13 protein-coding genes are annotated in these 14,991 nt (G+C 47.8%); 2 read left to right on the forward strand and 11 right to left on the reverse strand.

From position 1 onward, the window contains the following. From A2517_RS11455 to A2517_RS11465, 3 genes are all read right to left on the reverse strand, one after another. Positions 1 to 1,274: efflux RND transporter permease subunit (locus A2517_RS11455; protein WP_294897163.1), on the reverse strand; the 1,274-nt coding region annotated here is incomplete at its 3' end. Positions 1,275 to 1,359: 85 nt separating this feature from the next. Beyond that, a complete protein-coding gene (locus tag A2517_RS11460; RefSeq protein WP_294897165.1) occupies positions 1,360 to 2,097 on the reverse strand; it encodes an efflux RND transporter periplasmic adaptor subunit in 738 nt (245 codons plus the stop codon). Next, a complete protein-coding gene (locus A2517_RS11465) occupies positions 2,094 to 3,350 on the reverse strand; it encodes a TolC family protein (protein ID WP_294897167.1) in 1,257 nt (418 codons plus the stop codon). The genes A2517_RS11460 and A2517_RS11465 overlap by 4 nt, the downstream gene beginning before the upstream one ends. A 382-nt stretch (positions 3,351 to 3,732) precedes the next feature. Here A2517_RS11465 and uvrB point away from each other — a divergent pair, with 382 nt between their 5' ends. Next, positions 3,733 to 5,706: an excinuclease ABC subunit UvrB gene (uvrB, locus tag A2517_RS11470; RefSeq protein WP_294897169.1), complete on the forward strand. Its 1,974-nt coding sequence runs from the start codon at positions 3,733 to 3,735 to the stop codon at positions 5,704 to 5,706. Between the two features lie 3 nt (positions 5,707 to 5,709). Next, on the forward strand, positions 5,710 to 6,273 hold the full coding sequence (locus tag A2517_RS11475) for a DedA family protein (RefSeq protein WP_294897171.1): 564 nt from the start codon (positions 5,710 to 5,712) through the stop codon (positions 6,271 to 6,273). Here A2517_RS11475 and A2517_RS11480 read toward each other — a convergent pair. The 8 genes from A2517_RS11480 to A2517_RS11515 form a co-directional block, all read right to left on the reverse strand. Next, the gene (locus A2517_RS11480; RefSeq protein ID WP_294897174.1) at positions 6,270 to 8,273 is read right to left on the reverse strand and encodes a penicillin-binding protein 1A; all 2,004 of its coding nucleotides are present in this window, start codon (positions 8,271 to 8,273) and stop codon (positions 6,270 to 6,272) included. The two genes, A2517_RS11475 and A2517_RS11480, sit on opposite strands and share 4 nt — an antisense overlap. Further along, positions 8,270 to 8,968, reverse strand: coding sequence for an ATP-binding cassette domain-containing protein (locus A2517_RS11485; protein ID WP_294897176.1), 699 nt, complete (start codon positions 8,966 to 8,968; stop codon positions 8,270 to 8,272). Before A2517_RS11485 ends, A2517_RS11480 begins: the two co-directional genes overlap by 4 nt. 4 nt (positions 8,969 to 8,972) lie before the next feature. After that, complete coding sequence (locus A2517_RS11490; protein WP_294897179.1) at positions 8,973 to 10,079, reverse strand: pyridoxal phosphate-dependent aminotransferase family protein; 1,107 nt, start codon at positions 10,077 to 10,079, stop codon at positions 8,973 to 8,975. After that, positions 10,076 to 10,828 carry a M48 family metallopeptidase gene (locus tag A2517_RS11495; protein ID WP_294897180.1) on the reverse strand — a complete coding sequence of 251 codons (753 nt, stop codon included), beginning with the start codon at positions 10,826 to 10,828 and terminating at the stop codon, positions 10,076 to 10,078. Before A2517_RS11495 ends, A2517_RS11490 begins: the two co-directional genes overlap by 4 nt. Before the next feature lie 9 nt (positions 10,829 to 10,837). Then, positions 10,838 to 11,383 carry a septum formation inhibitor Maf gene (maf, locus tag A2517_RS11500; protein WP_294897182.1) on the reverse strand — a complete coding sequence of 182 codons (546 nt, stop codon included), beginning with the start codon at positions 11,381 to 11,383 and terminating at the stop codon, positions 10,838 to 10,840. A 3-nt stretch (positions 11,384 to 11,386) separates the two neighbouring features. Continuing rightward, complete coding sequence (locus A2517_RS11505; RefSeq protein WP_294897184.1) at positions 11,387 to 11,923, reverse strand: hypothetical protein; 537 nt, start codon at positions 11,921 to 11,923, stop codon at positions 11,387 to 11,389. After that, a complete protein-coding gene (gene alaS / locus A2517_RS11510) occupies positions 11,920 to 14,472 on the reverse strand; it encodes an alanine--tRNA ligase (protein ID WP_294897188.1) in 2,553 nt (850 codons plus the stop codon). Before alaS ends, A2517_RS11505 begins: the two co-directional genes overlap by 4 nt. A 102-nt stretch (positions 14,473 to 14,574) precedes the next feature. Continuing rightward, on the reverse strand, positions 14,575 to 14,991 hold a 417-nt coding region (locus A2517_RS11515), incomplete at its 5' end, for an alpha-isopropylmalate synthase regulatory domain-containing protein (RefSeq protein WP_294897186.1).

Genomic DNA, 14,991 nt, shown 5'->3' on the forward strand with positions numbered 1-14,991 from the left:
GAGAAAGAGATCTCTCTCACCCCCTCGAAAGAGGCCTCCAAAGGTTCCATCCCGTGTTCCATTTTTTTGGAGATATTTTCGATAACGACAATCGCATCATCGATAAAAATACCGATCGCCAAGGTCAAACCGATAAGGGTAAGACGGTTGAGATCGTACCCCAGATAATCGATCAGTCCGAAGGTTCCGATAATGGAGGTGGGGATAGCGATTGCCGAGATAATCGTAGCGGTAAGGTTGCGGAGGAAGAAAAAAACGATCAGCACCGCCAGTATAGACCCGTAGAGAAGATCAAATTTGACATTATCGATGTTGATAAGGATTTTCTCCGACTGATCTTCCACCAGTGTCAAGGAGTATGATTTTCCGGCAAGCGTTGCAAGGGAGGGAAGTCTCTTTTTGACCCCCTCAATCACTTCAAGATCGTTCGATCCGGCAATCTTTTGAACTTCCAGCAACACCCCCTCTTTTCCGTTATACGAGGAGTAGCTTGTCGTATCTTTGAGGCCGTCTTCCACCCGTGCGATATCGCTCAAGCGTACCCCCGGAGCAATACTAAGGCTCTTCAACTGCTCCACACTCGTAGCATCGGAGCGTGTTTTTAGGATCAGCTCGTTATTCGCAGAAATGAGTTTACCCCCACCTGATCGGACATTTTCGGCATTGATACGTGATTGGAGAACATCCGAAGAGATACCGTATTTATTGAGAAGGAAGGGATCGGTAAAGATCCGTATTTCGCGATCCCGATAGCCGACGATATCAATTTTGGCTACCCCTTGAATGCGTTGAAGGCGAGGCTTGATCTGCTCATCGGCAAAACGCATCAGCGCGATCTGATCACCATGTTCTGTGGTAATGAAGAGTTTGATAGAGGCCGCCCCCGACGCACTTACTTTTTGAACGGATGGGGATTCGACCTCCGTATCAAGGTTGAGCGTTCCGATCTTATCACGGACATCGTTCGCCGCCTCTTCGATATCTTTGGTGAGTTCAAACTGTACGGTGACCACGCTCAGCCCGTCATAGCTGGTGGAGATGAGTTTGTCTATCCCATCAATCCCTGATACCGCCTCTTCGATCTTATCGGTTACTTTGGACTCAACACTCTCAGGATCGGCGCCCGGATACGCGGTCTGAATCGTCACAATCGGAAAATCAATATTAGGGAACAGGGCAACGGGCATCGAACGAAACGACATTATCCCGAACACAATGAGACTCATGACGAGCATCAGTGTGGTAATAGGACGATTAATGGCAAATTTGTACATATTTATTCCTTAACGCTGAGAAGCAAAGCTCCCTCAGCTACGTTAACACTGGGTTTTCTTCGGCAGAATGCCCAAATGCGCATTTTTATTTTCCAAGGATATAGGCTTCACCAAAAAGCCCCGGAGCGATATTCGTACTCAACACTTCCGCCGTCGCTTTTCTGTTTTTCGCATTGACCGAAGGGTAGATTTTTGAAATAGACCCGAGCCTCTCTTTGCCCTGTCCATCGACTCGGTAACGGACTTTGGAACCGACTTTGAGAGAGTGGAGATACTTCTCGTCAAAATTCAAAATCAGTTTTACCTCCGGCGAACTGATCAGACGAAATAGAGAGGATGCCCCTACGACACTGTCGCCTAGTTCAATGTTACGGCTGGCGATAATACCGCTAAAAGGGGCACGAAGACGTGTCTTTTCCAGCAATGTCTCCTGATAGCGCAAAGAGGCTTTGGCCTCGGAGGTCGTAGCAGAGGCTTTTTTATACGCGAGGGTGTGCTGATCCATCAACTCCGCATCAATCACACTCTTCACCTGAGTGTAACGCTCATACGTCAATCGGGCAAACTCCTCTTCTATTTTTGCTTTTTTGAGCTTCTCACGTGCGAGATCGATACCGGCAACGAGATCATCATTATCGATTTCGAGCAAAACCGCCCCTTGTTTAACACGACTTCCGACATCGACATTCAGGTGTTTAACAATCCCCTGCGTCGTCAGATTCAGATTCGCCTCTTTACGCGCAACGACATCAAACGTGGCATAAATCTCTTCCCCCATCAGCGAAGCGGTGAGTAAAAGTGCTATCCATAGTGTTTTGATCATCGTACAAACTCCTTGGGATCGAGTCCCGCATAAAAATAATAGGCCGCGTAGGCATAATAGAGCGTCCGTTTTGCACGGCTAAGCTGGTTGGTGGCATCGGTGAGGGTATGAAGGGCATCGAGGTAGGTGACGTAATCGACGATTCGCGCCTCATACTTCTTTTTGACCGCATCAAAGGTTTTCGTCGCCGCATCATAGGTTTTTTCCGAACTATCGATCAAAATACGGGTGCGCTCAATGTAACGGCCGGCCAAGAGACGGTTATGTTCCACCTCTTTGGCAGCGTAGGCCAATTCGCTGCTTTGTGCCTGTGCTTGTGCCATCAGTGCTTGTTTCGCTGTCGATGCAGCCGAAAAATCAACCAAATTCATACTGAGTGAAGCGATAACTTTATTTTGGGTATCGACACGCATCTGGGCAATCGGATCATTTTTATAATCGTAAAAACTGTACTGATCTTCCAGCTTGATCGTCGGAAGATTGGAGGCATCTTTTTGCTTTGCTTCATGCACTTTGGCATCGCGGGTGTATTTCAGCGCATTGAGCTTATCCAACTCTTGCATCTGCACCTCTTGGGGGGGAAGCACTTCGGAAGATTCAAGCTCGGTTATCGTTTGATTCGTAATCGTCTCCAACTCCCTTTTTTGGCGTTCCGCACGATACTCTAAATCTTCAATACCGTAGCGGGCATTCGAGACTTCCGAGCGTAGGCGCATAAGGGCATCTTCACTCGCAAGCCCTGCGCGTTTAAACATCTCCAAACGCTCCAGTTGCCCCTCAAGCTGCTCTGACATTGTTCGATAGGTCTTGATCTCATCTCGCGTATTTTGGAGTTCAAAATAGCGCTGTATAACATCGAGCGAAAGCTCTTTTTTGGCACCGTAGAGGGTATGTTGGGCGGCATTTTCGAGTGCTTTGTTTTGATCCAAAAGATTCTCTCTCCGAGAACCGTCATAGACGATAAACTCTCCTCTAAATCCTGCGCTGTAGGTCTGCTTCGCATCAAACCCGCCCGTATGATCGACAAAAGAGGCATTGCCGAATCCGTCGATTCGCGGAAAATAAGAGTATTTAGCCGCATCATACCCCAGCTTTGCAGCACTGGATTGGTGTGCATAACTCTCGATGCGCCCGTTTTTTTGTGCAGAATCGATTAGAGACGGAAGCGATGTCTGGGCGTTCAATGCACACGCAGCCATCAGAAAATAGAGTATTCGCACCATTATTCCTTTTTGAAGGTAACTGTGTACCATTTTACAAGGGTAGTATAGAATCTAAATCTACAATAATGAATTAAGTTCATACTTTTGGATCGAACTTCCAAAAGGATTAGCCAAATCCCTCTGAGTTGCCACTGCCTTTTAAGTATAAGTCGTATACTATGTGTGGAGAGTTATACGATTAACACATCTAAAAAAGGGGATATTATGGCAAAAGGTCAAGATTCAAAAAAAGCGGTTAAAAAAGCACCGACCAAAACGTTAAAAGAAAAACGCAACGACAAAAATTCGAAAAAAAGTTAAGCATTAGGGGTAATTCAAAAACTCACCTTAACTCAGCAGTCTATAGGTGCTCATCCATAATGAAAAACAGCATTTGCGCTATAATTTCGAATATTTATCATAGGGTCACTCATTGCCGATTTTTAAAGTCCATACCCCCTATCAACCTGCCGGCGATCAGCCCGTTGCTATCGATGCTCTCGCATCGGGCATTAAAAACGGTGAACGCTATGTTTCCCTTGAGGGGGTAACGGGTAGCGGTAAAACCTACACGATGGCGAAGGTGATCGAGAGCGTACAGCTTCCGACGATCATTATGACCCATAATAAAACCCTCGCGGCACAGCTCTACAGTGAATTTCGCTCGTTTTTCCCTGAAAACCATGTCGAGTATTTCATCAGTTACTACGATTACTATCAACCCGAAGCCTACATCCCCCGCCAAGATTTGTTTATCGAAAAAGACAGCTCGATCAATGATGAGTTGGAACGGCTTCGCCTCTCTGCCACCGCGAATCTCCTCAGCTATGATGATGTTATCGTGGTCGCCTCCGTCTCTGCTAACTACGGGCTCGGTGATCCGGAAGAGTATGAGAAGATGGTGCAGGTGATCGCTATCGGTGATGAGATCAACCAAAAAAAGCTCCTTCTACGTCTCGTCGAGATGGGATACGCCCGAAACGACACCTATTTCGAGGGCGGTCACTTTCGGGTGAACGGCGAAGTGGTCGATATCTATCCCCCCTATTGGCAGGATCAAGCAGTTCGGATCGAATTTTTCGGGGATGAAGTGGAGCGCTTAACCTTTTTTGAGCCCCTGAGTAACACGATGACCGAAAAACAAGAAACGGTCACGATCTACGCTACCAGCCAATTTGCCGTCGGTCAAGAGAAACTCTCCCGCGCGATCAAGCGGATCGAAGATGAACTCGGGGAACGGCTGAACGAGCTCGATAAACAAGGGAAAATCGTCGAAGCACAGCGGCTCAAACAGCGATGTGAATTTGACCTCGAAATGTTGCAGGCGACGGGGATGTGTAAGGGGGTCGAAAACTACTCCCGCCATCTCACCGATAAACTCCCGGGAGAAGCCCCCTATACATTGCTCGACTATTTCACCCTTCACCACGATAAGTTTCTCATTATCGTCGATGAGAGCCATGTGAGTTTGCCGCAATTTCGGGGGATGTTTGCGGGGGATCGAAGCCGTAAAGAGGTACTCGTCGATTACGGATTCCGCCTCCCGAGTGCCCTCGACAACCGTCCTCTGATGATCGATGAATTTATGAACAAAGCGCCCCATTATATGTTCGTCTCCGCAACCCCATCGGCGCAAGAACTCGATATCAGCACCACGATCGCCCACCAAATCATCCGCCCTACCGGATTGCTCGATCCGATTATCACAATCAAACCGAGTGAAAATCAGGTCGAAGATTTGCACGATGAGATTAAAAAAACGGTGGCTCTTGGGGATCGTGTCCTCGTCACCGTACTCACCAAAAAAATGGCCGAAGCCCTCACCAAATACCTCGCCGATTTGGGGATAAAGGTGCAATATATGCACTCCGAGATCGACGCTATCGAGCGCAATCAGATTATCCGTGGACTTCGTGTCGGGGATTTCGATGTCCTTATCGGGATCAATCTCCTCCGTGAGGGGCTTGACCTTCCCGAAGTGAGTCTTGTCGCGATTTTAGATGCCGACAAAGAGGGATTTCTCCGCTCCGAAACCGCACTCATTCAAACCATCGGACGCGCCGCGCGGAATGAACACGGACGGGTTATTTTGTATGCGCAAAAGATTACCGGATCGATGGAGCGGGCGATCGCCAAAACAACGGCACGACGGGAAACCCAAGAGGCGTATAACACCGAACACGGCATTACCCCAACCACCACCAAACGCTCGCTTGATGAGAATCTCAAACTCGAAGATGTCGGCGATCTATACAACCGCTCCAAAAAAGCGAAAACACTCCCTGCCGCTGAGCGGAAAAAACTGATCGAAGAGCTGAATCTCAAAATGAGAGAGGCCGCTAAAAAACTCGAATTCGAAGAAGCGGCACGCCTACGCGATGAAATAGCCAAAATAAGGAAACTCTAATTTATGGATGACATGCTCACCAATCTCTCGACCTATGGATATATCGTTTTATTCCTCTACTCACTCGGAGGGGGATTCGTTGCCCTTTTGGGTGCGGGAGTTCTCAGTTTTATGGGGAAAATGGATATTTCCCTCTCTATTACGATCGCTATGATCGCCAATTTTATCGGGGATTCGTTGATGTTTTATATGTCTCGATACCATAAGCGTGAAATGATGGAGTATTTTAAAAAGCACCGTCGAAAACTCGCCTTTTCTCATCTCCTGCTCAAACGAAACGGCTCTTGGATCATCGTCGTTAAAAAGTTTATCTACGGGCTTAAAACGCTTGTCCCTTTAGCCATCGGATTAACCAAGTACGATTTTTGGAAATTCAGTGCCTACAATGCCATCGGAGCTCTCATCTGGGCCGTCGTCGTCGGGGGGGGAAGTTATCTTTTCGGAGGAGCGCTTATCAAGGGATACGATATGGTAGCCGATAAGCCCTATCTCGCTCCCGTTATGCTCTTCGTTATCGGAGGAGCGGTATGGTTTTATCTCTCATCTGCCACAAAGAAAAAAGGTTAAAATAGTAGTTTTTCTTCGGTTTTCGGTGCCTCTTCTTGCGTTGCATCCGGAGCTACTGAGGTGTCGGTAAACGTTTCACTCGAATTTTGATCGCTTGATGAGCCCACATAGACTCCTGCCGGCACATCAAAATAACGTTTGGTATTTGGATAAATGCGCAACATATCTTCATAGTAATAACGGAATACCGGCCCTGCGGCACGCCCCCCTGTTTCACTTCGGCGCATCGGAGTGTTGTTGTCATGCCCGAACCATACGACCGTCTCTACCGTCGGAGAATAGCCGACAAACCATGCATCGACGTTTTTATTGGTGGTTCCCGTTTTACCGGCAATCTCTATCCCGCCCACACGTGCCCCTGTTCCGGTTCCGTGACTCACGACATCTTTCAAAATTGAGGTCATCAGGTAGATCTGCTGCGGCGTGTTGACTTGACGGCTTTTGTTTTCATACTGGATCGTCTCCCCTTTTGGGGTGATCACTTGACGTACTAACATCGGATTCGTCAAGGCTCCTCCGCTGGCAAACATCGTATAATATTTCGCTAAATCGATCGGAGAAATAGAGATAGTACCCAAAGCGATAGAGAGGTCAGGTGGGAGATTTTCAACAATTCCGTAGCGTCTCAATCCGTCGGTGATTTTTCCAAATCCCATATCGCTTACCATGTTGATTGTCGCTAAGTTACGGGAGTGGGTCAGTGCATCTCGGATCGTGACCATCCCTTTGTATTCGTTTTTATAGTTTTTCGGCTGCCACGATTTCTCTTCACCGTCATCCCCCGCATACGTATAGGTACGGGCAATATCGGGGACCATCGAAGAGGGAGACATGCCGCTATCGAGCGCTACTTGATAGATAAAGGGTTTAAAGGCCGACCCCGGTTGGCGTTTTGCCTGCGTCACACGGTTGTAAGGGCTGAGGGCATAATCATACCCTCCCACCATCGCCAAGATTTCTCCCGTATGAGGATTTAGACTGATAAGGGCGCCGTTGAGCTGACGCTGCATATTCTCATCCAAATCACCCGCTTCCTGCGCCCGCTTCAAAATTTCATCACGACCCGATTGAAGCGCTTTGTATCCCGCTTCTTGCAATCGCATATCAATAGTGGTATAAATCTTGTATCCGCCGCTGCGAATATCGGGGAATGCATCGCCGAGCTGACGCATTACCTCATCGATAATATAGGGACCCGAGTTTTTGCTGAGGGTATCATTGTAAACTTTCGGCCGCTCTTGGGTCGCTTTTTCATACGTTTCCTGATCGATCCATCCCAGTTCATACATCCGTCCGATAACACGATTTGCCCGTCCTAGACTTAACTCATAATTTCGGGTCGGGGAATAAAAATTAGGGGCTTTCGGAAGACCGACAAGCATTGCAATCTCTTTTAGGGTTAACTCTTTGAGAGGTTTGCGAAAATAGCCGTCCGATGCCGTTTTGATCCCGTAATATCCGTGTCCCAAATAGATTTCGTTGAAATAACGCTCTAAAATCTGCTCTTTGGAGAGTTCTTGTTCAATACGGATAGCGTAGAGCACCTCTTTAAATTTACGGGAGAATTTTTTCTCACGATTGAGCAGGGTATTTTTAACCAGCTGCTGAGTAATCGTACTCGCCCCCTCTTTGAGTTTCCCTGCACTGACGTCTTTGATGATCGCCCGCATAATCGCATCGGGATTCACCCCGCCATGTTCGAAAAACATCGTATCTTCGATCGCCAAAAGAGCTTCAATCAACCGAGGAGGGATGTTTTCATACGAGACGTAATATCGGTGCTCGTCACTAAAAAGGTTGGCAATTTTATTCCCGTTACGATCGTAGACCTCCGTTGTCAAACGGGGCTGATATTTGATCAGTTTTTGTGTTTCATACTCGAAAGAATAAATAAGGTACCCTAAAAAAACGACGGGAATCATCACGATAATTCCGAGCCCTATGAGCATATATTTTCTCATTTTTGTCCGTAGCGGTACTTCGTCATAGGAGTTGATCAATTTCTAAATCCTCTGGTTTTAAATTCAGCGTCTATCAGCGCTTGAGTGTACCCCTCTTTGGGGTGAGTAATTACATCCGTGGTTTTTCCCGCTTCGATCACACGACCCTCACGGAGGATACAAATATCTTCACATAATGCCGATGCCACACTCATATCATGCGTAACAAACAACATGGAAAAGCCCATTCTCTCCTGCAATGTTTTTAACAACGCAATCATAGCCTCTTTTGACTCAGGATCAAGTGCCGTAGTCGGCTCATCGAGCAACAAAAGCTTCGGGTTTGATCCTAAAGCGATCGCCACTACAACCCTCTGAAGCTGTCCACCTGAGAGTTCAGGGGGAAACCGTTCCAAAAGCGATTCTTCCAAACCCAACAGAGCAAACAGTTCACTTTGTCTCTCACGCGTTAAAAACATTTGGTCTTTAATCCGTGTAAGCGGGGAGAGTGCCGTAAACGGATTTTGAGGAACTAACGAGAGGGATACCCCCCGCTTCCACTCAAAATCGGATCGTTTCTCGATACTAATCTCTAATGATGGCTCCAAAAGTCCCAAAAGGGCTTTGAGTGTCAACGATTTACCGCTTCCGCTTTGTCCGACCAATGCCAATGAACGACGAATATCAAAAGAGATATCCACCAGCACTCTATCTCCAAGGGCGATTTTGAGCCGATCGATATGAATCGTATTCATAGTACTATTTTACCCAAATCTGTGTTAAACGCTCACACGCCTGAGCTAGAACTGCCCTCTCGATATCCAACCGTGCAATAAGACGGAGGATCGCTTTTTTCACCGTCGGCTGGCGAATCGCTCCGACATGGATTCCCATCTCATTTTTAAGCTGCTCTTGCAACCGCATCACTTCGCGATTATCCCCGATTTCTATCGGAACAATCAATCCCGCACACGTGATTCCCAGTATCTCTTTCACGATTTTCTGCCGTGCCGCTATCTCTTCACGCAACCCTATCGCATGGGTTTGTATATAAATCAATGCGTAATGGGCTAGTGCCGTATCGTACAGCGACGGTGCGGTGGCATAGATCACATTTTTAGCACGATTGATCAAATACTCGCTGATATGGGTAGAAGAGAGGACATACGCACCGAAACTCCCGTACGCTTTCCCCAGCGTCCCCATTTTAATCATCAGCGAAGTCGGCGCAATACCATAATAATCAAGAATCCCCATCAAATGCTCACCGATCACACCGCTGCTATGGGCTTCATCCAAAATCAAAATCGCCTCATGCTCTATGGCAAGTTCGATAATCTCTCGAGGAACAAGATCGCCCCCCATTGAGTATATCCCCTCTACCGCGACAATAACCCGTTTCCCCTGCGCCCGTTCAAGCTCTGTTTTCAAAGCGAATGGATCATTATGGGGGAAAAAAATCACCTCCCCCTCACACATACGTGAGCCTGCAACACCGCTGGCGTGATACTCCTCATCCATCAGAAGAACATCCCCCTTACGGACAAGGGCTTCAATAAGACCGATGTTGGCGTTAAATCCGCTTCCCATCACAATCCCCGCCTCAAATCCGTTGGCGCGACACAATGCCTCTTCAAAGGCGGCATGGATTGGATGGTAGCCGTTGACCAGCATCGAGGCTTTGGGGGCATGGTCGCTATAGAGCGTAAGTGTCTCGCACGCCCTCCTATGAAGTTCTTTATTATGCGCCAGTCCCAAATAATCGTTCGATGCAGCATCGAGCAGAGAATCATCACGAATACGGCGCTCACGATAGCGACCTGAGCGCTTTAGTGCGTTTAACTCGCTTGAGTAGGGATTATTCATCGCTGAGAGGGGAGCTGTGCTATGTAGTTACGAATCTCTCGAATCCGTTCATCATCGGCAGGATGAGTTGATAAAAATGGAGGTGTTTTTTTGGAATCTTTCGACAAACGTCCCATATTTTCCCAAAATTTGAGGGCTTGTGACGCGTTATATCCCGCCCTCCACATCAAATAAATACCTATTTGATCCGCTTCATGCTCAAACTTTCGGCTGTATGGGAGAATAAGACCGACTTGTGATGTTATACCGTACGCCTGCGCATAAAGGTTTTGATACTCCGGAGGGACATTTAATGCCGCGGCTAAAACCTGAGCACCCAGATTACTGACCGTTTGCATCGACATCCTCTCTGCCCCGTGACGTGCGAGGGCATGGGCAATCTCATGCCCCATCACCGTAGCGATCTGATCCTCATTTTCGGTAATTTTCAAAATCCCCGTGTAAAAAAAGACTTTCCCCCCCGGCAAACAAAAGGCATTAGGAGTTGCGTCATCGATCACCGTAAACTCCCATGCAAAATCGCTTCGCCCGCTCACTGCCGCAATACGCTGGCCGATCCGTTTAATTCGCTCTTGAAGCACTTTATCGGTACTTATTTTAGAGCTTTGTACCACTTTTTGTGCTTCACTGACTCCTAAAGCCATCTCTTGGTCGGGCGAAATCATCATGAACTGTGTACGGTTTGTTACCGGTGTCGTTGCACATCCGACAAACAATAATCCGATCAATACGATAACTCTAAATCTCATAGCAGCCTCCTATAGAAAAGGTTGGAGAATTTCAACACAAAGCCCCATGGCAGTGCTCTCGTAACCGCGCACTTCGCGAATGTAAGGTTTGCAAAACCCCTCTACCATGCACGCACCTGCTTTACCACGCCAATCGCCGCTTCGGAGATAATTTTCAACCTCTTGTGGATCAAATTGGTCGAAAAAATAGTGCGTCGACGAGATATCTATTAATTCCAAGCGAGGAGTCTTGTAAATCATACAAGTAATAATAGCCACTTCCGAGCCGCTTTGGGTTTCTAAAATCATCCTTGCATCGGCTTCGTCTTTCGCTTTGCGTAAAATCTTCCCTTGTGCCGTAACCACGGTATCAGCAACCAAAAGGGGATAATCGCTGCAGCCGAATTTTTCCAAATTGACTTTGTATTTTCCGAGTGTCGCTTGGTAAACAAAATTTTTAGGGGACGTTGCAATAATGGAATCTTCATCGAAATCGATGGATTGTTGGATAAAAGGGATACCCGCCGCTTTGAGAAGTTCGGCGCGGGTGATGGAGGAGGACGCTAGGCGTATCATGGCTTAATAGGCGTTTCGGAGTACCACACCGATAAAAATAGCGATAACACCCAGCGCAATATTGACCGGAACCATATATTTTGCGATAAGGCCAAGCATCTCTTTGGCTTTTTCGAGATTCCCCTCTTTAAGCGCTTTTTCCGCTTTTGCTCTGCGCCACATCATAGCCCCCAAATTCAAGGCCATAATCAACCAAATCGCCTCTTTGATATGAACGGTGTTATAGATACTCATCGCATACTCATCGATGACATTACCCATAGGGTCCATCGCCGCTGCGCGGAATCCGAGACCGACCGCCATTAAAACCGCTGTAATAATAAGGAGGATTACAAACGGCATTACGATAGTGAAAAGACGTTTCAGCGTATGCGCCGCACGCTCTAAACGGAGTTTTGGATCGCTAATGAGTGCGAGTGACTGGTGTGTTGCAAATCGGATAGCGATCATCCCACCGACCCAAATGACGGCACTGATGACGTGTAAAAAAACGATGAGAGTACGATGATGGGCAAAAGTCTCCACGAGGAACTCTTTCATACCGCCAATTCCTTCGTGACATACGCCAATGCCGCCTCTTTGGCCTCAGTGAGTTTCGAAGCGTCTTTTCCACCCGCTTGGGCGAAGTCCGGACGTCCGCCGCCGCCGCCGCCGAGGATAGGTGCGATTGCTTTGATCCAATCCCCCGCTTTGACAGTCGTATTTTTAGCACCCGCCGCGAGGAGCACTTTATCCTCTTTGATTTGGAACAAAATCACCGCAACCGAATCGTGCTGATTTTTAAGCTCATCGATACGCTCTTTGATATCGCCCGCTGTAAGTTCGGCTACGACAACCGCCGTGTTCCCCATCATCGTAACGGCAAGTTCTTCTTTAGCACTCGACGCCAATGTGCTCATTTCAGTTTTTAGGGTTTTCACCTGCTCTTTAAGACGTTCAATCCCCGCCAATACATCGCGGTTTTTAACCGATGCTTCCACCTCTTCGAGAAGGTGACGCTGTTGTTTAAAGAGATTATAGGCGGCATTACCGCACACCGCTTCGATACGTCGAACTCCCGCACTGACTCCGCTCTCTTTTACGATGACAAACGTTCCGATGGTTGCCGTATTATCGACGTGGATACCGCCGCAAAACTCAACCGAAGCCATTCCAAAATTAACAACACGTACTGTATCGCCGTATTTTTCACCGAACTGCGCTTTGGCTCCGCTTTTTTTCGCTTCGTCGATACTCATTTCACGAGTCATCCCCTCCAGCGCATGGAAGATATGGTAGTTCACTCTCTCTTCGACGAGAGCGATCTCTTCATGAGACATCGCTTTAGGGTGTGAGAAGTCGAAACGGAGACGGTTATGCTCGACCAATGAACCCGCTTGGGAAATATGTTCCCCCAAAAGTTCATACAACGCGGCATGGAGCAAGTGGGTTGCCGAATGGTGTTTCGCGATCTCGTTACGCTCAGGGTCAACAACCGCTTCGATAGTCTCACCGATGCTAAGAGTTGCTTTCGTCTCGATATGGGAGAGGTTCAAGCCGTGAAACTTTTTCGTCTCCGTAACGGTCGCTTTATCCCCCAGAGTTCCGGTATCTCCCGATTGTCCGCCGCTCTCTGCATAAAACGGTGTCTCTTCGAGAAGGACCCAACCGCGCTGATGGGCATGAAGCTGTTCAACCCGCTCGAAATTTTCACCCAAAAGGGCTTGGATTTTAACGGGAGCTTTCGTGTAGGCATACCCGATAAAGGTATTAACGCCGAACGTCTCAAGGAGGGTTTTAAAATCTCCCTCGACGTGCGCATCGCCCGAACCTTTCCAGGCCGCTTTCGCCCGTTTGCGTTGCTCTGACATTAATGTCTCAAACGTCTCTACATCGAGGGAAAGATGTTTCTCCCTCAACATATCTTCGGTCAAATCGAGAGGGAATCCGAAGGTATCGTAAAGTTTAAACGCCACTTCGCCGCTGAAGGTCTCTTTGGTGTTTTTCAACTCTTCGTTAAAGAGTTCGATCCCCGAAGCGATCGTTTTGAAAAAACGCTCCTCTTCAAGCATGATTTGCTCTTTGACTACGTTTAGTTTTTCGACGATGTAGGGGTATTGTTTCCCCATCAATTCCGCTACGGTTCCCGCTACTTCAAACATAAACGGTTTGGTAAATCCGAGCAAGTATCCGTGACGAACCGCACGGCGAAGAATACGGCGAAGAACGTATCCGCGCCCTTCATTCGAGAAATTCGTTCCCTGAGAGAGGAGGAACGTCACCGTACGGATATGATCGGCGATAACACGGTACGACGCACCGCTTGCATAGGTATAGGGTTTACCGATAAGAGCTTCAACACGACGGATAATCGGCATAAAAAGGGTCGAATCGTAGTTGCTCAAAGCCCCTTCGAGTACGGCAGTCGCACGTTCCAGCCCCATCCCCGTATCGATAGACGGTTTCGGAAGAGGTTTTAATTCACCTTTGGCGTTACGCTCATACTGCATAAATACGAGGTTCCAAATTTCGAGGAAACGATCCCCGTCTCCCCCCATATAATCCTCTGGGCCGTTAAAATGTTCCGCACCCTGATCGACGAAGATTTCCGAACACGGTCCGCACGGTCCGGTATCTCCCATCTGCCAAAAATTGTCTTTGTCTCCCAAACGCATAATGCGATCTGCCGCAATATGTTTCTTCCAAATCTCTTCGGCTTCATCATCGCTCTCATGGACGGTAACCCAAAGTTTATCAACAGGGAGTTTCATCACTTCGGTCACAAATTCCCACGCATGGGCAATCGCTTCTTCTTTGAAATAATCACCGAAACTGAAGTTCCCGAGCATCTCGAAAAACGTATGGTGACGCGCTGTATGACCGACATTCTCTAGGTCATTATGCTTGCCCCCTGCGCGAATACATGTCTGTGCACTGGTCGCACGCGGATTGGCAGGGATAGGGATATCGCCCGTAAAAATTGACTTAAACGGAACCATCCCCGCATTAGTAAAAAGGAGGGTTGCATCATCAGGAACGAGGGGAGAACTCGGAACCCGTGCGTGTTGTTTTGATTCAAAAAAGGCCAAAAAGGCTTCGCGGACATCCATCATAGTCATACTCTCATTTGGATAAAATTGCGCGATTATAACAAAGAAGGCGTTAAAGAGGAATTAGAACGACTCCCGCATAAGCAGGAATCAAGAAACAAGTTACGAAAACGCCCGATTAAGGGCACTAAACATCGCTTTGATCGACGCAACGGTAATATCGTTATCACACCCTACCCCGAAAAATTTATCCAAACTCTCCGTCTGAATCTCGATGTAGGCAACCGCTTCGGCACTGGAAAGCTCTCCGCGTGAGTGCTCGCTGTACGAGAGGATTTTAAAGTTATGGGAATACTCCACCATCAACGCATTTTTGCACGCATCGATCGGACCGTTCCCCTGCCCTTCGCTTCGGATCACTTTGCCGTTATGGGTGTATTCCAACACACATTTGGCGGAGTGCTCTTTTGCACTCTCCGAGAGAACCGAATAATCGACAAACTCGATGTCATGCGGTTCACCGAAATAGGTTTTCTCGAAGATGTCTAAAATCTCTTCGGAGGTGAGTTCGCGTCCCGC

The sequence above is a fragment of the Sulfuricurvum sp. RIFOXYD12_FULL_44_77 genome (assembly GCF_001830725.1).
Classification (GTDB): Bacteria; Campylobacterota; Campylobacteria; order Campylobacterales; family Sulfurimonadaceae; genus Sulfuricurvum; species Sulfuricurvum kujiense_A.